Source organism: Vibrio splendidus, from assembly GCF_024347615.1.
In the GTDB taxonomy this organism is placed as follows: Bacteria; Pseudomonadota; Gammaproteobacteria; order Enterobacterales; family Vibrionaceae; genus Vibrio; species Vibrio splendidus.
This window is the reverse complement of sequence record NZ_AP025509.1, coordinates 703,917-724,029: the sequence shown is the minus strand read 5'-3', so window position 1 is coordinate 724,029 and position 20,113 is coordinate 703,917. Positions and strand designations below refer to the sequence as shown.

The window sequence follows — 20,113 nt, the reverse complement described above, 5'->3', positions numbered from 1 at the left end:
GACCAGTGGCACTATTTACATCAAAAGTGGCCCAATCGGTGTAAGCCCTTTTATCCATTTACATCCTGTTAATGTGTGTTTTCCCTACTAAAACGTATACCTCACAGTCTAATATATTCGCTTGTTAATTAAGTAACCCTAAAACTTTAGTTGATACGTTTGAGAGCGCATAATTGCATATCACACAATTAAATATGATACTATTTCCATAAAATCAGGAGTTTAGTACAATGGAAATTATTCACTTATCAGATTTACACTTCGGAGATGCACAAGCTCCATTTAATGAAAGAGAGCTTTCTGAAGCTTTGTCCACGTATATTTTAGAAAATACAGATAACCCAATTGTCGTTATCAGCGGCGACATAACGATAAAAGGGCAGGCTTGTGGCTATGAAATAGCCTCTACTTTTGTTGGTAATCTAATGTCTCTTGGCAAAGTAAATAAGGAAAACTTGTGTGTTTGCCCTGGTAATCACGACATTGTTGATGGCGGTTTTCAAGCGTTTGACAGGTTTGTATATGGGCTTAGACGTGATCACAGTTTAGATTTCAGCAATGATACTTATAAAGTTATAGCCATCCAAGACATACTTTTCGTGGTATTGAATAGCTCTTATCATCTAAATCACACTTTTGGATTGGTGGATGACCGCTGCTTTGATGTGGATCTATCAGAGTATAGTGATATGAAAAAAATTCTCGTTTTTCATCATCATATTCTTAACCAGTTTGACGGTGATACATCTGCAATTAGGAATGGTTATGATTTAGTTCAGTTTATTGAGAAAAATAGATTCTGTTTAGCACTTCATGGACATCAGCATACAGAGCAACTTTACCACTTAGGAAAGAGTTCTACCCCTGTAATTTCAGCACGAAGTGGAAACTTTGAACAGTCGGGTTATTTGAATGCGTTTAATCACTACAAGGTTACAAATGATGAAGTATTAATTGATAGCTTTGTCTTTGAAAAAGCGAGAAGAGGAGTAAAGATTATGAGGTTAACGAGGTAAACTATTTTGGAACTAGAATATAAACAAACAGCATCTCTTGAAACTGTTGCAAGTGATGCTTGTGCTGCGATCGAAGCAAACGGTTATAAGATTAATTTGTTGTTGTCCTATGAGCTTCCTGCCCAAGACCTCGTAAGGAATGCACTGTCTGATGTGCAAGAAAAAGCGCAACAGTGGAACGCTGATAAATGCCCAGAAAACTTATACTTTAACCATGGGCAGTTTAAGGTTGATGGTGTAGATAATATTATTAGTGAGCTCAAAGAAAAGCCATCTAGTAATAGAGCACTGTACTCATTGATTGACCAAAAAACCATAATGGGCTCTGGAGATAGTCCCATTCCTTCTTTTATGCTGTTTCAAAGCATCCTTGATGATGAAACGTTATACTGCAATGTGTACCTGAGAGCTCTAGAAGTTAGTACGTTCTTGAGGATTAACTTAGAAGAAATTAGATTAAATATTGAAAAAATCGCCAGGTCATCATTGTCGTTCACTAAGGTGCGACTGGTAATTCTAGCTTGTCGAGCTCATCACGTACCAAACTTTAATCCTTTGGAGAAACCGAACTTAGATTTGATGAGCCAATATCAGATTCTTAGTATGATGAAGGATGATCGTCCTACATTTATACGAAATGTTGAACAAATGGCCGAAGTCCAAACAGTGCTTAGTAGTACTTCTATTCAACATATTCTCGAACTTGTTGAAGGCGAATGGATTCAAGAAAACAAACCTCGGCTGATTTCATTGTTAGAAATAACCATAGGTTCTATTAATCAGTTAGAAGAATTTCGAAAACAGCACTCGCATGATGATCAGCTCAAAGAATTGAGCAGCTCAATATCTAACAACTTAAAGCTTATAGCTGAGGAGTTTGCCAAATGAGTCTTACCTTGAAAGAAATATGTCAACGACAAAAGCAATTCGACAAACAAACCTCAATTAAGGGTAAACCATTCTATACAGATATCGATGGAACAAATCTTCAGGAACTTGAACATTTGATTGTTTGTATGCTTGGTGAGTTAGGAGAGTTCTCCAACTTAACGAAAAAGATCGTTCGAGGAGATAAATCCTTAGATGATTCTAAGTCAGATTTGGATGAAGAGCTGGTCGATACTTTCATTTATCTGATAAAAATCGCTAATCAATTTGATGTTGATTTAGAGAAAGGTTTTTTGAATAAACTCGCCAAAAACCAAAAGAGATTTGGGGGCTTAGAGTGAAGCTATATCAAGGTGATAGTTGTGACCGTTTATACATAAATGCACTCAAAGACTGCTTAGCTGTAAATTTACCCACTCCTTCTCGTGTAGGAATGGTCTATGATCTTGGCCCTGTCGCTTTTGAATTGACTCCTGGCAGACTCAATTTACTAACTCTTAATAAGAGAGCTTTAAATCCTTTCTTTGCTATTGCTGAAGCTGCTTGGGTTGTTGGAGGACTCAATAGTTTAGACACATTGAACTACTATCTGAAAACATATGACAGTTTCTCTGATGATGGAGTGAGCCTCAATGGGGCTTACGGCTATAGGCTAAGAAATCACTTTGGTTATGATCAGATTGAGTTTGTGATAAAAGAACTAAAAACCACACCTGATTCACGTCGATGTATTCTTAACATGTACTCCCCAGATGACCTCATTAATAAAACATCCAAGGACATACCATGTAATACATCAATAATGATAAAAATTAGAAATGGAGCTTTGGACTTTACTGTTACAAATAGGTCTAATGATATCCACTGGGGCGTTCCATATAACTTTTTTGTGTTTCAAGTTTTACATTGTTACTTGGCACAAAAAATAGGAGTTGAAGTTGGGTATCAGCGACACTTTACAGATTCTTTGCATTTATATGAAAGAGACATAGGGGCGGTTACAGAAGTATTGAAGCATTCTGGGAATATTTTTGACACCGAAAGTGATAAGACTCTTGAGCTCGTATATATGATTCTAGCGGAAATTGAAAATATTAATCAAAAGAAGTTTTCAGGCATAAAAGAAAAATCTTTACGTGAAGCATATGTAAATTATGAGCAGTTTAGGTGTAGTAAAAGCCTGTTTAGTTTTGAGAACAGAACAGGCGATGCAGTACTGGATTTCTTGATTTCTGATTGGCTGAGTAAGTATGCGAAAGAGTAAGTGTTTATTAGCGTATAACTCATGCGAACTTTAGCATTTATAGACATTACAAACAGCCAATGAAATCGGAAAACAAGTTGTTTACATCATTTTCCTGAATAGACGTTTTTCTTATGTTTGGCCAGGATTTTGTGATACTGGCTTACATTCAGATATAACTATTAGTAATACCTTCGTTGGTAATTCATGTTGATTGATAGGTATGGGGCTCATGGGGGCGCATTTTGCTTTTTGCTTGTCAAAGGTTCCCATACTTGAGTTAATTCATTGTTTGTTAAATTAGCGAAATAACTGACACACTTTTGTCCAAAAACTGGTTTCTAGTATTAAGACTGTTTACTAGCAAAGCACTCTCGGTAGGTCTTTTAACTTTGTCGTGTATTGAGGGGATAAAAAGTTACGCTTCATAGTCCAGTCATGCGTAGTTCCCTGAGCGGCTAGGAAGATCGAATCTCGCCCCAGTTTGTTATTGAGTCTATCGATGGCTTGCATCAATGCTGGGTTGTCAGGTTCTGAAAATAAGTCCTGTTGACGCTGCCGATCGGATACTAGATTCATCGCACCTACGCCAATCTTGTAATAGCTGACACCTGGTTTAAACAGTCTAGTTGCCATCAACGTCACTGCTTTAGTCAACTTACTTGTATCATTAGTTGGAACTTCAAATGTGCAGGTGTCTTTGAAATTTTGTGGTAAATCATCGAAAGGCGAGGTGTTGGCAAAAGCCATGAGAATAGCGCATGAGCTTTTTTGGTTACGTGCTTTTCTTGCTACTGTGGCAGCGTGAAAGGCGAGAGCTTGCTTTAGCTCTTCAAGTGATGTTATTCGGTTGCCGACGCTGCGAGTGCTAAATATCTGTTGTTTGTCCACTCTGCATTCGTCCCAAATTTTACAAGGTTGGCCATTCAACTCACGAACGGTTCGTTCTATTTCTACATTGAAAGAGCACCTCGCTTGCTCAGGGTTTAAATTTGCTAGATCTAGAGCTGTTTCTATCCCCATTAACTTCATACGTTGCCCTATCTGGCAGGGTAGTTGTCACTGTTAAAATTTAACCAGTTTGGGCGATAAAGAGTAATTGTGTCTCGTATCTCAATGGAAAGAAAAGAAGCTATATTGAAGAAGCTGTTGCCTCCCTATTCGATGTCAGTTAAAGAAGTGTCGGAAGAGGAAGGAATTAGCACTGCAACCCTGTATCATTGGCGCCAGCAACTCAGACGTTCAGGAGCCGCCGTGCCAAATAGCAACACTTCATCAGAGCAGTGGTCTGCTCAAACTAAACTCGCCATTGTCGCTGAAACTTACTCAATGACAGAAAGTGAACTCAGCCAATATTGTCGTGAAAAAGGTCTTTTTCCAGAACAAATCCAAAGCTGGCGCAGCGAATGTATGCAAGGGTTTAAGTCGAGTAAAGAGCAGGAAGCTGAAGCAAAGAAGCAGGCGAAAGCTGACAAACTTGAAATCAAAGAGTTAAAGAAAGATTTACGACTCAAAGAAAAAGCACTCGCTGAAACGGCCGCCCTCTTGGTACTCAGAAAAAAGCTGAGAGCCTTTTACGGGGAAGAGCCAGAGGACGACTAACCTCAACCGATGAAAGGCAGACCATAGTGACTCTTATCCTTGAAGCGAAGCAATGCGGATGTCGTTTAGAGCCAGCTTGCCATGAAGTTCAAATTGACTTGAGAACGTATCGTCGCTGGTATCAGCAAGGTGAAGTTCAAGCTGACAGAAGGCCGATATGCATCAGACCTGAGCCTGTTAACAAGCTCTCGCAGGAAGAGCGTGATGCGATTATCGAGGTGTGTAACCGCTCTGAGTTCGCAAGCTTGCCTCCAACTCAAATCGTCCCGACACTGCTTGATAGAGGTGAGTATATCGCCTCTGAGTCGAGCTACTACCGAGTGCTGAGTATGCAGGGGCAACTTCACAAACGAGGTCGTCAGCGGAGCAGACAGAAGCAAGCGAAGCCAACAAGTTACACAGCGACGGACTCGAATCAAGTCTATACGTGGGATATCACTTACTTACCTTCAAAAGTTCGAGGCCAACACTCTTACCTGTATGTCATTGAGGACATCTACAGTCGAAAAATTGTTGGTTATGAAGTGTATGAGCATGAATGCGGTGAGCTGGCGTCACAACTTCTGCAACGAACGTTGATGCGAGAGCAATGCTTTAATCAAGCGCTGGTTCTTCATTCAGATAATGGTGCGCCGATGAAGTCGTTGACGTTCAAAGCTAAAATGGAAGAGTTAGGTATAACCTCGTCATATAGTCGCCCAAGAGTCAGTGATGATAACCCTTATGTCGAGTCATTGTTCCGCACGGTAAAGTACATGCCAAGTTGGCCAGTAAAGGGCTTTGAAACTCTCGACAGTAGTCGAAGTTGGGTTGAAGCCTTCGTACGCTGGTACAACACCGAGCACAAGCACAGTAAGCTAAATTACGTCACGCCTTCAGAGCGTCACAATGGAAAAGATAAAGAGATCTTGAAGCGTCGTGCTGAGGTATTGTTCGCTGCAAAAGAGCAAAATCCTGAACGCTGGCCTGGTGATATCAGAAACTGTGAACCTGTTGGTGACGTTCATCTAAATCCAGAAAGAGAAGCTGCTTAATAAGCAAGCAAATGATGACAACTACCTTGAAAAACACCGGTTGTGTCAATCTTCTTCCAACGCCCCAAACTTCAGATACAGGTTGTGATGCTAAATATTGTTGGCGTTTGCATTCAGAATCAATGATGCAGACACCATTCAATTCTTTGTCAACTTTTGCAACTCTGTTAGCCATTTTGGATAGTGTCAAAGTATCACCAGCACCAAAGCAAACGGGCAGTCGACATTCTTTCCAGACGGTTTGACGAATTCGTTGACCGAAAGAGGTTAAGTCTGACTCAATATGTGAAAAACGGCTGATATCTAAAAAGCATTCGTCTATTGAGTAAATGTGGCTCCTCGGTGAGAAAGCAGTAATTGTGGCCATCATTTTTGCAGACAGATCAGCATATAAAGCATAGTTTGATGAAAAAACGTTCACACCACGCTTTTCAATGAGTGTCTTTTGCTTGAAATAGGGCTCAAATTTCTTAACTCCAGCTTCTTTTGCCAACCTATTTGCTGCTACAACGGCACCATCATTGTTTGATAAGACAATACAGGGTAGGTGTCGTAAATCAGGTCGAAATACTTGTTCACAAGCGACATACATAGCGTTGCAATCTATAAGAGCAAACATTACATGAACTCAGGCAGTGGTTTATGTAGACGAATAGAACGTATCACAACCCCTTCAATAGCAAAGGCATCTTCTGGATGGATCTCAATAGGTAAATGATGAGGATTTGCTGACAGCAAAAGCCTGTTATTCACATCAAGGATCTTGCACATAAATGCACCATTTAAGCTGACAATAACGGTATCAAAATGCTGAGCTTGTGGCTTTCTATCGATGACTAACAAGTCACCGTTGAAGATGCCAATTCTTTCCATGGAATCTCCATTAGCATAAGCAAGATATGTAGCATTAGGGTTATTGACTAAGACAGAATCCAGTGAAACACCAAGCTCTACATACTCAGCCGCTGGTGATTCCCATGAGGTGAGTGAGCAAGATATACTGGATGAGGAAAGCGGTAGAATGTTCATATTTACGATCTCAGAATCTATACTGTATAAATATACAGTATAGATTCTGAAGCCGTCAATGTTTGTAAAACTAAGTGCGGTTTAATTAGCCTATGTTCGAGTTAATAAAGCTCACTTTTAAAAGTTGGGCTTGTTTGAACTAATCCGCTACGCGAGCGACTGAATCGTGATTTTCTTCACATGGTGGCAGTCTATTCCAATACTTTAACTGTGAGTGTTTTTATTATTCTGTACGTATGAATACTAAATCAATTTTTCTAGAGTATATCCATCGCGCAAATACTCATTGCGATAGCTGTTTAAACCAATTGTTTGCATTGATGACTCAAGCTGTGATGAAGGTCGATTCTGACGACATAGCTTTGCATTTGATGAACGATGTATCGGATCCCGACCTGTTACTGCTGATCGTCTTAACCGATATTGATTTAACTACTCAGTATGACGAGATCGTACTTGCGACCGCTGTCACTCACGTAATGAACTTTGAAAATCACCCACTTCACTAGATTTGTAGCTTGGTGTTTAAATTTGTAGCTTGGTGTTTAACATGCAGTCGTTTGGACAGTTCATTAGTACACTCATCCATGTAACTGGTTAGTTCTTTCACTGGATTGTTAATTTGAAATGGGCTAAATGTATAGGTCACTTTCACTTTAATATTATATATAGAGTAAAAGTGACCCTCATGAAGACATACCAAAGCTACGCTTTGAAAGATTTCGATTGGTTCATGAGCGTAGCTCATGGTTGTTTCTAGGTAAGTTAAGTATCTCAATCCTATGAAGAGCTACTTGCTCTTGATGTAGTGGACTAAATAGCTTAATTACTTATTCGTAGTTACTCAGCATGTTGGAATCGGGTATTCAAATGGAAGCGCGGCATAGCTACAAGCTTCTAGGATGTTCTGAGCTGATGAATTCGAGCCTAAATAACCCGAGTGATCAGCAACCTAAACGTTTCAATATTTCATTACTATCAGCTAAACCACTTGGTAGGGTATATGGGACGATTGATCTCAACTCTGATACTGCTAACTTTTTAGTGCAGTAATTTGTATCTCTGGTTGTGTGTTGGTTCATTAGAAAGGCTACAGAATTGCCTTTCTCATCGTACACAATTTTGTAGTAATCCGAGGGTATTGCATGAGGCTCATCAGCTTTTGGCAAAGCATCCATTTCGTTGCGGTAGAGAGTCCCAGTAATAACGAACAGGTTCTCTCGAAACCCAACGGCATCCCTAACTGCTTCTTCCAAGTTTTTCCATGCGCCTTGGTTTAAGCCTTTTGCTTGGGGAGTGATATTCGACAAATAGTTAAGAGTAGGCCAATAGCGGCTGCCAACAAAGCTGGCTAAAGGAGCTTGGTGCCCACGATCAACATCGAGCTTACTTGAAGCCCCTGTATAATCACCTTTCTCTAATCGCTCAGCTTCAACAAGTAGAGGGTTATTTTTCCAACTCCTATTAGTTGTTGTACCGAAGTTAAGAATGTCGACTTCATATGCGACCCAATCAGCGAACTGCGTTTTCTTATTTTGAGAGAGCGTGTACAAACGTTCGAAGATGACAACATTACCGTCAATTTCAAGGCTAGGGCAGCCAATTGGGCAGTTTGGCGTCCGAAATTCAGAAGCACTCAAGATCCCTGATGTTAATATTGTGAATGCTATCCATGTTTTCATTGTCATTCCTTTAGATGAGCTTAGCCCCAAATTTAGCATAACTATCAAAGCGGTAGAAGTAGAGTGGGTTAACGTATCTGAAACGGGAATACCCCATTTCATTTGATTTTGGTTTCCTTGTGATCTTCCTTATTCTGACGTTTTTCCTAATTGGCCGTTTTATTCTGACGTTTTTCTTAATTAGTCGTTTTATTCTGAAGTTTTTCACAATTTCGGTCTTCGACTTTAGGGTTTACTGTGTACAGAAATGGCATAGTACCCGAGAAAGCCCCCTTCACTTGTTGCCGAATCCAGTCTGAGTTACTTTTGCCCCAAAACGAGTTACAGCCGCTTATTGTACTGATGAACGAAAGCCTACTTTTGCCTAGAATAGCTAATAACCAAACCTCCAAAGAGGAGGACAGATTTAATGATCCACAACAAAGTCGTTTTAAATCTAGTAGAAGATTGGTTCTGTTACTTTTTGATTCTGAAATTGACAAACATCAGAGTTGCAATAGTTAAAGTTTATATTCAACCAGTTGTTTTTAATCCAAATACCCCCATGTAGTATATGGCTAAAGAACTCAGGAGTGCTGCATGACTGTTCAAAGTGATTTCAAATCTTTCTTAACTAACCTTCAGATTAAAAACGCAGGTCAAATTAGCAAGCGATACGGTAGTATTACCCGCCGTCTAAATATGCATTTTCGTGATAGTGAAAACAAAACAGCGAACACTCTACAAGTTGGATCTTACGGAAGATACACTGGAATAGATGGTATCTCTGATTTAGATATGCTCTACATCATGCCTCCTAGTCTCTGGGACACCTACAAGAAAGATCAAGCTGGTTTACTAGATGCTTGCAAAGAACAGATCAAAAAAGTTTATCCTCAAACTGAAACGAAGAAGGATCGCAATGTTATCGTCGTAAGCTTCAGTAATTACGTCATTGAAGTTGTTCCTGTTTTCAAGCTTATAAATGGTAAGTACTATTATCCAGATACATATAATGGAGGTAGTTGGCTGGTATGTGATCCAAAAGCCGAGTTAAAAGAGTTCAAAGAAAAAAATGAGGAAAGGAATGGCAACTTAAGACGGCTAGCTAAGATGGTACGAGCGTGGAAATCTAGGAATAATATCGAAATGAGTGGCTTTCTGATTGATACCCTTTGCTATCGTTTTATCGATAAAAATGAAGATTTTGACAACGCTAGCTATGGTAAATATGACGTGCTAGTGAGAGACTTTTTTGAGTTTTTAGAAAACGAACCTGATAAACAATACTACCTTGCTCCAGGAAGCAACTCGCATGTAAAGGTCAAAAAGAAATTTCAGAGTGATGCGAAGGCTGCAAGAGAGGATTGTGATGAGGCCATAACAGCGAGAGCTGAAGCGAAATATGATAAATGTAATAGAAGCTATAAAAGCGTTTTTGGCAGAAAGTTCCCGAACAATACAGCTGTAGCTAAAGCAGAAACAACAGAAGAGTTTATTGAACATAAATATGAACAAGATTTGAAATATAATATTGTTTTAGATTGTGAAGTCAAAAAAGACGTGGTGACTAGGTTCCTGTCACGAATGTTAGATTCTAATGAACGGATTTTGCCAGAAAGGAAGTTGAAGTTTACAGCGATGAACATAGATATAATTGGTGATTTCGAACTTAAATGGAAAGTTCTTAACCAAGGTGATATCGCTTATAAACGTAGTAATATTCGCGGTCAAATTGTCAACGATGATGGTACGAGAACTAAAACTGAGACAGCAGATTTTTATGGTGATCACGTAGTTGAGTGCTACGCACTACAAAATAACGTAGTGGTTGCTAGAGATAGAATAGAGGTTCCTATTGCTTAGGAGTAATGCTTAAATGTCAGAGCAAACAACAAAAAAACAAATAGCTAGAGAATATTATAATGTAATTTATGGGTCTAAACTGAACCTTGCATCTTTGGATATTTGTGAGAAGTTACCTAGTATCATCAGCTTGCTATCATTATCTCTAGGTATCCTTGGGCTTTCATTTGAGACTTTTAACAATAAGTCACTTGCTTCATTCCTATTGATAGCAGGTTTGGTTGGGCTAATGCTTAAACCACGAGAAATGCAAAAGGATAAATATTGTACAGCTGGTGATGAGCTTACGGATATCAGTAAAAAACTTGAATTGCTCCATTCAGAAATAGATCCTTCAGAATCAGAAGCTTCAGGCCGAGTAGAGCTGCGAAAACTCCAGACCGAGCACAAAGAGGTTTATCAACCTTCCCCCGTTTTTCTTGCTTCCTGGTATGCCCATTACAAGCTCTTTTCTGAGCACAATAACAAGTGGTTCTGTATTGAGTTGGGGCTTACTTGGAAAGATAAGATACCACTCAGCCTAAGATCAACAATTTTAGCTGCCATAATAGCTATGTTCATTTATATAAATCCGTTCTGCTTTTTCAGTAAAACGTGGGATTGGATAGAAGAGCCTTGTGTCGATGGATGTTGGAAGGAACAGGCTCTTATACAAGAGGAAGATAATACATCTGGATTACCTTTAAATAATGAAGAGGTCACTGTTCAGCAAGCTGCCCAACCATCTGGTAATTAATTGATTGGTTTACCTTAGCTAAGTTATCTTAAAATATGTCCATCGTTTAGAAATCGTAAGAAGGTTCTGTCCAAAACCTTCACAACCTGAATTTTAACACACGGCATTTTCTAGCTCGAAAATGCCCCAAAATTGTTTAGCCACAGATTCCTGATCACTTTCGCTCGTCAGTCCTTGACCTAGTTTTCCTAATGGCAGAATATTAGTCTAGTTGAGCATTGAGTTATACAGAGTCGTATGGTTTTTGTAACAGCAATGTTTATGCACCATTGAATTAGACGTTATGTTTGAAAGGAAATAGCAATGATTTGTAAGCTCTGCGAGAGAGAGAAAGAACTGAAGAGCAGCCACGTTATCCCACGATTTTTATACAGATACATGCTCAATGTTACTGATGGCTATCTAACTCAATATCATTCGTACTTAAACCTTTGGCAAAAGTCAAACAGGCAGCTAAAGAAAGAATTGTTCTGTTTTGAATGTGAACAGTTACTCAGCAAAAATGAACTAGCGTTTTCGGAAATATTTAAGCAGATTAATGAAAGCAGTGAGAGTGAAAAGGCAGTGTTTTCATATGCAGTTCTGGATGATTCAGAAATAAATAAACTTGAACAAAAAGGCTATGATCAAAAGTCGATTGATGCTTTGCTAAAGTCAAATCCTATTTACGATAAAATTCACATATTGGAATATTTTGCTATTTCATATATTTATAGGGAGTTGCTCAACAATTCTTACACAATACCTGAAAGTGAAAAGCGCCTTCTCCAAAACTATCTATTAAATGGATCGACTTGTTCGTTTATGCTCCACGTGAGGCTGCATAACTCACAACCTAGCTTCAATCTGGTCTCAACAGCAACCGTTTTTGATGCCCTAGACGACTGGAAGCATTACACATTTTACGTCCCAAATATGCAATTTCATGTAGCATTACGTGTTGGCGGAACACCTGAAGATATGAGTAAAACTATAGTTATGCCTTCGAATTTTTTTGACGACGATCTAGGCTCTATAGAAATGATACGAAATACTCAATCTGGTTCAAGAAAATCAGCTAACTTAAATCAAACATAACAAACTTCTAAGCCTTCAACATATTTTTCTTAATCAGACAGAAACCAAATGGAGCGTTTGTTCTAAATGGTTTCTGTCCAGAATCTTCACAGTTGGCACTTTGTAACGTAGAAGTGCCCCTTTATCATTTACTGCCATTGCTCTTAGCCGCTTTAATATTTGTCATTTGACCAAATTTCACTAATGCTTCATTATGTGTTTAGTTTACTAATATTATTAACCTATCGGGGGCACGCCGAGGTAGGCGGGAGGCTAACAAAGCTCTGTCCTTTTTATAGTGATGCTTCAGCTTTGCAATGGTTAGGAGTCAACCTCTTTTCAAGCCCTTACACGAGGGCATCTTTTCCGAGGTTCTGTTAGATGAATATGCGATCAGTTTTTTTATGGAGATTGGTACTTTGGAACCAGACTTAAATATCGCCTTAGAAGGCTTTGCTACTGAAGAAGATGCAAATTGCTTAGGAAACAACACATTACTAGCTGCGAAAGTTCTAGCTGAACATCACGAACTTGACATATCTAAGTTAAAAAAAGTCGTAATTACCTATGACTTTGCGTCAGCTCTACAAAAAGTAACCTCTGAGTACAACCATAGATCGCCAAGTTCATTCACCAATAGCAAGCAGAGCACGGCTATCGGACAACTGGTTTCTAAAATGGGCTCTGATGGATTGTGCATTGAATATACGCTTGTTTTGTCGGTAAACTTTTTTGTGGAGTGGTTTAATGAAGATGGAACCGTTGCTGTTGATAAGGATAGGTTGCCGCCTGTATTACATCGCCTCCACCACGAGCTAGTGCACGTCCACGAAAAAAACACGCTGACCTGTCTAGATCAAAGCTTACGTGTCAATGCCTATGATGAAGCGCTTCTCCTTTCAGCGACAAGATCTTGGTCTGAATACCTCGCCAATTTTATGTCTTCACCAACAGCACCTAAAGAAACTATAGATTGCTTTCTTGAGAACTTTCAAACGGTGCTCAATGAAGTCCCTAGCGAAATTGATAGCTTCGTTTGGAACTATATGAATAGGAAAATCTCACTGGATGCAATGTTCTTCGAAGTAAAAAAGAGAGTAAAGCTCATAGTCAATTCCTACGCATATGCTATTGGTTACGTTCATGCAATCAACATTAATCTTCAAGAGTATCTCCCAAATCTAGCAAACACGATTTCTAACTCAAAACTAAAACATTCATTAGCTGATTTGAGCAATGCTCTCGAAAGCCTAACGGAAAGGTATGAGAACGATAAACTAGATGATTATGAAGATTTTAGTGATGTTTCAGCAGCCATATACTCTATTTTCAAAGTATTTGGCCTAACCCTTGAGCATACTGACGGGGCAAATGGGTCAGACCTTTACATCCATGTATATTAGTTTGATGCCTTAGATTACCTATAGCATAACTATGTTCAGGCTTGAGTTTGTTATCACCGCTGGTTCAGGAGCTGCCCAATGTGTGTTTTAACTACAGACACCCAGTGGCACGCGGAAGTAAGTTTTCCTTATTTTGAGTAACTTGAAATTCACTTGATAAAACCATTGGTTCTTTTGATGTTTCCAGATCGGGAAATAAAGTATGATTGATGGATAAAATCAAAAAATATTCTGCTATCTCGTGGCTTTTTACTCACTTGTTAGGTGATCCAATGAAAAAAACTCTACTGCTTCTTTTTCCGTCTTTCTGTTTTGCGACAGAAATGAGCGGTATTAATGAGTTAAAGTACAAAGTCGAGGATAAGAAAGGCGTAATTAGTTGGGATGTTTCAACTTTTTACAAAAAAGATGGTTTCTTTAGTCTAGGCTGCATTGATATGAGATCAGTAAAAAACCTGTGTGCTCAAATAGAAATGAGAGAGTGCACAGAAGATGAGTTATTCTTTGCAGTCGCATACTTTCCCACACCTATTGATATGCCGTATACTTCCGATATCGAAGTTGTTGCGCTCAGTGCTTCGGGATACGAGACGTATTACATCACTGACGCAGGGCATCATGGAAACAATAGTTTTTTCTTCTCTAAGAAAGATGTCTATCACTACGGCAAGATAATAGACATGTTCTCAAACGTTGATTCAGTAAGCATTGACATGACATATAAAAACTATAAGACCATACCTGACAAAATAGACGAAACGTTGAGTTACGATACTAAAGATCTCGCATACGCTATTGATGTAAAAGAGCTAAGAGAGGCTTTTGATGAGTATCAATCTAATTGCTCGCTTTGATTTGGTAGTAAAATGGAGGTTTGAGGAGGCGGGGCTTTTCACCTTACCAAAACTAATCCAATCAAACTAAAACTGTATAAATGCATTAGCTCACTTTTGTCCAGAGGTTCCATAGACCTGAATTTTTACTCGTGGCATATTTCTCTTGAAAGTACCAGCAAGCTCAGGGCTTCTCCAAAGTGTCTTAACTTAATGACTCAATGGTAGTACGTGCCACTGAAACTACCATAAATTCTCTTACGGTTAGTCGTAAAAAACTTGACAGGAAAGTCTCAATTTTTAGCGCTACGCCTGAACTTTCCACCTGCATTGATGTACATGTTCGGTGCCTCATAAAATAACTTCAAATCACTAAATAGTTCTATCACGATCTACTCTGGAATAGAATTCGTCATCAATAAGCAAAGGCCTGTAGGTGATGTTTATATCATTAACCATGCCAAAAGGTTGTATATGCATACTATTCATTTCTTGAGGCGGTAGCATTTTTTTTGCTACCAACGTCGCAGCGATTGTTGGGTCAAAAACAGTACCATCAAATAATGTTATCCATACATGAACATTGAGGGTCTTGCTGGGATTAAAGCCTTCTGCAATTATGTCTTTGATTGATTTTTTTGTAACCTTATATTGTGGTTGTCCCTCAATCAATACATCCCCAATTGTTACCTGTGGCTTTAAATCAAACAGAGCCTCACGAAGCTTAAGGCTATCTTCTTGGTGAATAGCTCGCATAATTGTTTCACATGACTCATGGCAATTATGGGCAGAAGATTGCCCATTAAAAAGCCTGTAATCCATAATTTTAGCGCAGTAGTTAACAAATAGGTTGTGGTATGCAGTCAGTTCCTTGCGATCGAATGAAGTCACAGTTTGTCCGTAGAACTTACGGAAAGTATTTAGATCGATACCTGTATCTTCAAACTTTTCAGGAAACAAAGTCATTTCAAGTTCACGAGCACCGACAAGCTGATCGATGTAACGTATTAATTGTTTATCTATCTTCACACTCCCTCCTATTGTTTTTCTATTCGATATGCAGCAAGAGTTGCATACCTCGATATGTTTAGGTTAGCGTTGTGATTTTCAAGCTTATAGCATCAGGCAAATACAAAGTTGTGAACGAAGTAGGAATAATCACAACTTTAGGCTCTCAGGGATGTAGCACAAAATACAATATAGTTGTATGGAGTGCTGATTACTTCCTAACAACGTCTGCGTGAGTCAGTTTGAGCTGAAAGAACACGGTGACAGGCTTTGTCCAAGGGCTAGATATAGCTGAAGGTGTGTGTAAGGTAGCGAAGGACTCCTGCGTTGTTCTTGATAGCTAATAGCCGCACTTCAGATACTCCAGAACGTAGTCTATTAAACATATCTTTATTACGGCTAGGTTCTGGAGGGATTGGCGTATTCTTTCCAGCGATATCCTACTTAGATCAAGTATTTAACTAATTTGTATAAATATTTGTGACCCATGCCTTTTACGTATCCGTAATTCATATGAGTTCAGCTTTACTGTCTGTTATATTGTCAACGTTTCATATTCTATATGCGGTGATATAAATAGTTCATTCAAGAAGTGCAAGCCAGCCGAAATTTATGCTGTTTAGCTATTCGGGGTAGTCACCTCATTTGTTGCTGCGTGCTCAATGTTGATAATCATGCCTGCGGAGGCTCGAATGCAAATAGATGGACATCATACACTCACTTACGTTATCGCTCGATATGCGGGTATTGAGCATTATGACGCTGAAAAAGTTGCGTATTCCGCACAATATGTAGATGAGGCAACAAATGATAAACCAATCCATTTTGATAATGGTGCGATGTATGACCGCATTGTGTCCGCTCACAAAATGCTCGACTATCGAAATACGCAAGAGCTTGCAAATCATCAGGTATGGATTCCATTCCACTTTCTTCCTGGCAATCAAGGCTACCCTTCAAATGTTGAACCTGACGGACGGTTCATACATCGTTTAGTTTGTAAACCAGACAGCGCTGTTGCAAGAGATATGCTGAGAATGGTAGCTACACATTGGAACAAGCCTTACGGTGCTCACCTTATGGGGATTGCAATGCATGTTTATGCGGATACTTTTGCTCATCAAGGTTTTGCAGGGGTGATCCACGATTACAATAAAGTAGATAGTCTCGAATCGAGCGCGAGCTCTTTGTTACAACGAATTAAAGATGACTTGTTGAGCTGTGGGGTATCCGCTTCTTCTCCTCTTGGGCATGGTGCGGCCCTATCTTTTCCTGATAGACCTTATGCTTCTTGGACTTATCGAAATGGTGAGGGAGAAAGCGTTGTAAGAGACAATACCTCTATATTTCTACAAGCTGCGGATGCGATGTGCAAAGCACTGCAATGTTGGAAACAAGGTGACGTTGAGGTCGATATTGATAATCAACCAGGTTTGAGCTCGCAACAGCGAACTTTAATAGAACATGCTCTAACAACCATAGATGATGAAGATGGGGAAATTCGCCATGCCGAGTGGCTTAAGTGGTTGCGAGATGGAAGGTTTGGCTTTACTGCGGTCGATTTGTCATTTGACAAGAATGGAGATAACAGTTGGAAACAACGGGCGAGGGGGCAAGGTTTTACGCAAGATGGTCAACTGGTCTATCGATACTCGCTATCCTTTCTAAATTCTGACTGGAAACTCTTCCATGACGCGCTCAAAACCTATCGGATAGAAGTGATCAGAGATGTACTGCCTAAGTACGGAATTTGTATCGCTTAGTGCATCCACTCCTCAATAGTAAAAAGGGTAAATCCATGACTGAGTGGTTTGAAGTATCCATTGCTCCAAGGTTAAAGCTTATTGCGACGGCTTCGTTGGTAGTGATAGGCCTTAGTGGCTGTGCATCTAATGAGTCGATTTCAATGGTAGGAGAATACGCCAAGCAATCTACAGAGGTTCAAAATGAGCTAATTGCTGTATATGAATATACAGATGAAGTGCGTATTAACGCCGAACTTATGAAAGCAACAAGGGACGGGGCTACTGGGGCTGATCTAGATATTTCTACCATCGACAATCAAGGCCAAGAGACCTTACTAAAGAACTTGAACACATTTTCCCAAAGTATTTATCTTCTTGCGACAGACGATAGAAGCGAAGACCTAGATAAATACTCGGAGAAACTCAATTCATCGCTGGTATCTTTATCCCAGATGCCCCAAATGGGAGAGATTGATGTAAAGGATGTTGAGTTACTTTCAACTAGCGTGAATGCAATAGCGAGAGCTTATACGGAGAAAATGCGTTATGACCTTTTAAAGGAAATAGTCATTGATTCGGAAAGCATAGTTCAAAGCGCACTTAAATCATTAGAAGGTGAGTTGGATTCCTGGCAGGAAGCGACAAGGGTTTCTTTGGAAAAAGAATTACGTATTCGTTTGTATTTACTTAATAACCCTAATCGCTGTGAGACCAGTGATAGCAAGCGTTGTGTGACGTTCTATCATTCACTTGAAGAACGAGCTGATGCTTACAAGAAAGCTTATAAGATCCGAGTCCGCATCAACGAGCTAGATGTGAAGTTTACAAAACTTGCAAGTGCTCTAGTTAATCTTCAAGAGTTGAACCAATCGATAATCATATCCTTAAAAAATGATGACGATTTAACAAAAGACGCCGCCAAGAAAGCGCTCAAATCAACGAAGACTCAGATCGATGCGATCAAAGAGTTTCGCGATAGCCTAGAGGACTAACAAATGGCTCATAGCCACAAGATTGCTTACGATGAATTGAAAAGTATGTACGACGAACTTCAAAGCTACCTTGACTCTGTCATGTTAGATCCAGAAGATGAACCGTTGTTACTACAATGCGAACAGCTGGGTGATCAAATTTATGCTTACAATGCGGCCATACTAAAAAAGAATTCGGTCACACTAGCTAAAGGACAAGGAAGTGTTAAGGAGCTTATTAATCAAGCTAAAGGAGCTAAAGTAGCTTTAAAGAAAGCAGAAGATAAGGTCAAAATACTAGCTCAGGTAGCTAATGCTATCGATAAGCTATTATCACAGTTAGCTAAATTTTTATAAGTGCCTTGGGTAATTTACATCTCACACACCGTCCTTTCGGACGAAATGACGATTTGATGAGTTAGCCATAGTGGGCTATGTAGACATTTATATGTCGTAACTGAAGGGGGCTACATCGCCTCTGTTGACACCCTACATACCAACACTGAAGAAGCAATCAAACTGTACCTCATAAACCTAAACTTGTGGGTTTAAGAATGAACTCATACTATGAAGATGACGATTTAATAAACTCACTCCACCAAGCCATGATGTCTTTTCTTTGCTCGAAAAAATCGGTTCGATTATAGCTTGCCCTAGTTGTATTTCTATCAGCGTGCGACAAACAGGCTTCAATATGCAGTGAATCATACTCCTGTTCGTGTAGGGCTGTAGACGCAATAGACCGTAAGCCATGTGCCACAAGCTCACCTTTATAACCAAGACTGCGTTTTATTGCAGCGTTAGCTGTGGATTCGCCTATGTGAGTATTAGAGTTGCGCTCACCAGGGAAGACAAACTCTTTACCTTCACTTAGAGGGCGTATTTTGTTTAGTATCTCTATCATCTCATCAGTCAAAGGAACTTTATGTGCTCTTTGGCCTTTCATTTCTTCAGGCGGCATTGTCAAACATCTTTTGTGAATATCAATGTAGCTCCAGCGAGTTCTAGCAGCCTCTTTAGGCCTTAACATTGTGTGAAGTTGCCAAAGAATGACGTATTTGGTTTTATCTTGTAGCGTGTTGTTTTCATGAAGCTTGTAAAGGAAATCTCGAAGTATTTCTGGGCGGATTGTTGGCATATGTTTAACATTATGATGCTCAAACGCGTTGATCATTCTAGTCAATGGGTTGACATCAATTGCATCACTATCAACGCCATATTCCATAATCTGATTCAGTGACTGACAGATTCGTTTAATCGTAGAAAGTTTCTGGGCTTCTTCGAGAGGACGTAGGATTTGAATGGCATCTCTACGCGTAATCGACTCTATGGGAACATTTTGAAATTTGGGGAATATGTATATTTGTAGAGTTCGCCATACACGTTCAGCATGATCCTTGCTAATTGTTTTTTTCTTTCTTTTGAACCATTGCTCGGCAACGTAAATGAAAGTATTAGATTCACTACGAAGGGTATCCTGCTTTAGTTGCTCAATGTGCTCTCGAGGGTCAACTCCATTGGCAAGTTGATTTCGGTGATCTTGAGCAATCTTCCTTGCGTCAGCAAGCTTTAACGTCGGGTATGAACCTAGCGAGAGCTTCTTAACTTTGCCAGTTACACGATTGGTGTATCGATACTGCCATGATTTGGTGCCATTCGGTCTAATGCGGAGGTTAAGCCCATTTCCGTCAGACAGAATATATTCCTTCGTTTTGATCTCGGCTGCTTTGATTTGTTTGTCAGACAAACTAGTGGTTTTCTTTGGCATATGAACTCCCCAATAAGTTGTTACATATTCTACACTAGTTTATTGCTTGGGGTACATAATGGGGTACAAAAAACATGAGGAGTGATGAGTTGGTATGAGAGGGTGTGAATTGAATTATTTATATAAGCTATTGTTTTAAATGGAATGGTTGGTCTTGGTGGATTGGGGTGATTGTTTAATTCAGTAGTCCCGGAAACCATTGAATAGACATAGAGATAAACCTTGATAAATATATTTGCTGCACATTGTAAGGG

At 39.5% G+C, this 20,113-nt stretch carries 20 protein-coding genes; 14 read left to right on the top strand and 6 right to left on the bottom strand.

All coding sequences use genetic code 11. From position 1 onward, the window contains the following. Positions 1 to 230 precede the first annotated feature (230 nt). From OCU90_RS20585 to OCU90_RS20570, 4 genes are read left to right on the top strand one after another with little or no spacing between them, the layout of a single operon-like run. Complete coding sequence (locus OCU90_RS20585; protein WP_061026041.1) at positions 231 to 1,016, top strand: metallophosphoesterase family protein; 786 nt, start codon at positions 231 to 233, stop codon at positions 1,014 to 1,016. 6 nt (positions 1,017 to 1,022) lie between these two features. Next, complete coding sequence (locus OCU90_RS20580) at positions 1,023 to 1,904, top strand: hypothetical protein (protein ID WP_206207893.1); 882 nt, start codon at positions 1,023 to 1,025, stop codon at positions 1,902 to 1,904. Next, positions 1,901 to 2,245: a nucleoside triphosphate pyrophosphohydrolase family protein gene (locus OCU90_RS20575; RefSeq protein WP_061026045.1), complete on the top strand. Its 345-nt coding sequence runs from the start codon at positions 1,901 to 1,903 to the stop codon at positions 2,243 to 2,245. The genes OCU90_RS20580 and OCU90_RS20575 overlap by 4 nt, the downstream gene beginning before the upstream one ends. Continuing rightward, complete coding sequence (locus OCU90_RS20570; protein WP_061026047.1) at positions 2,242 to 3,168, top strand: thymidylate synthase; 927 nt, start codon at positions 2,242 to 2,244, stop codon at positions 3,166 to 3,168. Before OCU90_RS20575 ends, OCU90_RS20570 begins: the two co-directional genes overlap by 4 nt. Before the next feature lie 339 nt (positions 3,169 to 3,507). Here OCU90_RS20570 and OCU90_RS20565 read toward each other — a convergent pair whose 3' ends face one another. Then, positions 3,508 to 4,179, bottom strand: a complete 672-nt coding sequence (locus OCU90_RS20565) for a DUF4113 domain-containing protein (protein ID WP_081090034.1) — start codon at positions 4,177 to 4,179, stop codon at positions 3,508 to 3,510. 69 nt (positions 4,180 to 4,248) lie between these two features. On the opposite strand from OCU90_RS20565, the gene OCU90_RS20560 reads away from it, so the two are divergent. After that, positions 4,249 to 5,783 (top strand): IS3 family transposase gene (locus OCU90_RS20560; RefSeq protein WP_391781982.1). Its coding sequence is split into 2 segments (ribosomal slippage): positions 4,249 to 4,702 and positions 4,702 to 5,783, totalling 1,536 coding nucleotides; the frame shifts between segments, so codons are not numbered across the junction. On the opposite strand, the gene OCU90_RS20555 is transcribed toward OCU90_RS20560, so the two are convergent. Together OCU90_RS20555 and OCU90_RS20550 are read right to left on the bottom strand one after the other, a co-directional pair. Further along, positions 5,725 to 6,402: a Y-family DNA polymerase gene (locus OCU90_RS20555; RefSeq protein ID WP_240513416.1), complete on the bottom strand. Its 678-nt coding sequence runs from the start codon at positions 6,400 to 6,402 to the stop codon at positions 5,725 to 5,727. The two genes, OCU90_RS20560 and OCU90_RS20555, sit on opposite strands and share 59 nt — an antisense overlap. Further along, positions 6,402 to 6,812: a LexA family protein gene (locus tag OCU90_RS20550; protein WP_061025084.1), complete on the bottom strand. Its 411-nt coding sequence runs from the start codon at positions 6,810 to 6,812 to the stop codon at positions 6,402 to 6,404. Before OCU90_RS20550 ends, OCU90_RS20555 begins: the two co-directional genes overlap by 1 nt. Positions 6,813 to 7,048: 236 nt before the next feature. On the opposite strand from OCU90_RS20550, the gene OCU90_RS20545 reads away from it, so the two are divergent. Further along, on the top strand, positions 7,049 to 7,321 hold the full coding sequence (locus tag OCU90_RS20545) for a hypothetical protein (RefSeq protein ID WP_061025086.1): 273 nt from the start codon (positions 7,049 to 7,051) through the stop codon (positions 7,319 to 7,321). A gap of 435 nt (positions 7,322 to 7,756) precedes the next feature. Here OCU90_RS20545 and OCU90_RS20540 read toward each other — a convergent pair whose 3' ends face one another. After that, positions 7,757 to 8,494, bottom strand: a complete 738-nt coding sequence (locus OCU90_RS20540; RefSeq protein WP_061025090.1) for a DNA/RNA non-specific endonuclease — start codon at positions 8,492 to 8,494, stop codon at positions 7,757 to 7,759. Positions 8,495 to 9,073: 579 nt separating this feature from the next. Here OCU90_RS20540 and OCU90_RS20535 point away from each other — a divergent pair. From OCU90_RS20535 to OCU90_RS20515, 5 genes are all read left to right on the top strand, one after another. Next, entirely contained in the window at positions 9,074 to 10,339 is a 1,266-nt protein-coding gene (locus OCU90_RS20535; RefSeq protein WP_061025092.1) for an SMODS domain-containing nucleotidyltransferase, read from the top strand. 13 nt (positions 10,340 to 10,352) lie between these two features. Continuing rightward, complete coding sequence (locus OCU90_RS20530; protein ID WP_143700569.1) at positions 10,353 to 11,075, top strand: SLATT domain-containing protein; 723 nt, start codon at positions 10,353 to 10,355, stop codon at positions 11,073 to 11,075. A 303-nt stretch (positions 11,076 to 11,378) separates the two neighbouring features. Further along, a complete protein-coding gene (locus OCU90_RS20525) occupies positions 11,379 to 12,152 on the top strand; it encodes a hypothetical protein (RefSeq protein ID WP_061025094.1) in 774 nt (257 codons plus the stop codon). Between the two features lie 398 nt (positions 12,153 to 12,550). Continuing rightward, positions 12,551 to 13,534 (top strand): hypothetical protein, encoded by a 984-nt coding sequence (locus OCU90_RS20520; protein ID WP_206207887.1) that lies wholly within the window; start codon positions 12,551 to 12,553, stop codon positions 13,532 to 13,534. Positions 13,535 to 13,743: 209 nt separating this feature from the next. Then, on the top strand, positions 13,744 to 14,388 hold the full coding sequence (locus tag OCU90_RS20515; RefSeq protein ID WP_061025096.1) for a hypothetical protein: 645 nt from the start codon (positions 13,744 to 13,746) through the stop codon (positions 14,386 to 14,388). A 351-nt stretch (positions 14,389 to 14,739) separates the two neighbouring features. On the opposite strand, the gene OCU90_RS20510 is transcribed toward OCU90_RS20515, so the two are convergent. Further along, complete coding sequence (locus OCU90_RS20510; RefSeq protein WP_061025098.1) at positions 14,740 to 15,396, bottom strand: hypothetical protein; 657 nt, start codon at positions 15,394 to 15,396, stop codon at positions 14,740 to 14,742. Positions 15,397 to 16,067: 671 nt separating this feature from the next. On the opposite strand from OCU90_RS20510, the gene OCU90_RS20505 reads away from it, so the two are divergent. From OCU90_RS20505 to OCU90_RS20495, 3 genes are read left to right on the top strand one after another with little or no spacing between them, the layout of a single operon-like run. After that, positions 16,068 to 17,138: a DUF6765 family protein gene (locus OCU90_RS20505; RefSeq protein ID WP_061025185.1), complete on the top strand. Its 1,071-nt coding sequence runs from the start codon at positions 16,068 to 16,070 to the stop codon at positions 17,136 to 17,138. A gap of 35 nt (positions 17,139 to 17,173) precedes the next feature. Continuing rightward, positions 17,174 to 18,112 carry a hypothetical protein gene (locus tag OCU90_RS20500; protein ID WP_061025100.1) on the top strand — a complete coding sequence of 313 codons (939 nt, stop codon included), beginning with the start codon at positions 17,174 to 17,176 and terminating at the stop codon, positions 18,110 to 18,112. Between the two features lie 3 nt (positions 18,113 to 18,115). Next, positions 18,116 to 18,448 carry a hypothetical protein gene (locus tag OCU90_RS20495; protein WP_061025102.1) on the top strand — a complete coding sequence of 111 codons (333 nt, stop codon included), beginning with the start codon at positions 18,116 to 18,118 and terminating at the stop codon, positions 18,446 to 18,448. A gap of 208 nt (positions 18,449 to 18,656) precedes the next feature. Here the strand turns inward: OCU90_RS20495 and OCU90_RS20490 are convergent, their stop codons facing one another. Continuing rightward, on the bottom strand, positions 18,657 to 19,859 hold the full coding sequence (locus OCU90_RS20490) for an integrase arm-type DNA-binding domain-containing protein (RefSeq protein WP_061025103.1): 1,203 nt from the start codon (positions 19,857 to 19,859) through the stop codon (positions 18,657 to 18,659). Between the last annotated feature and the right edge of the window lie 254 nt (positions 19,860 to 20,113).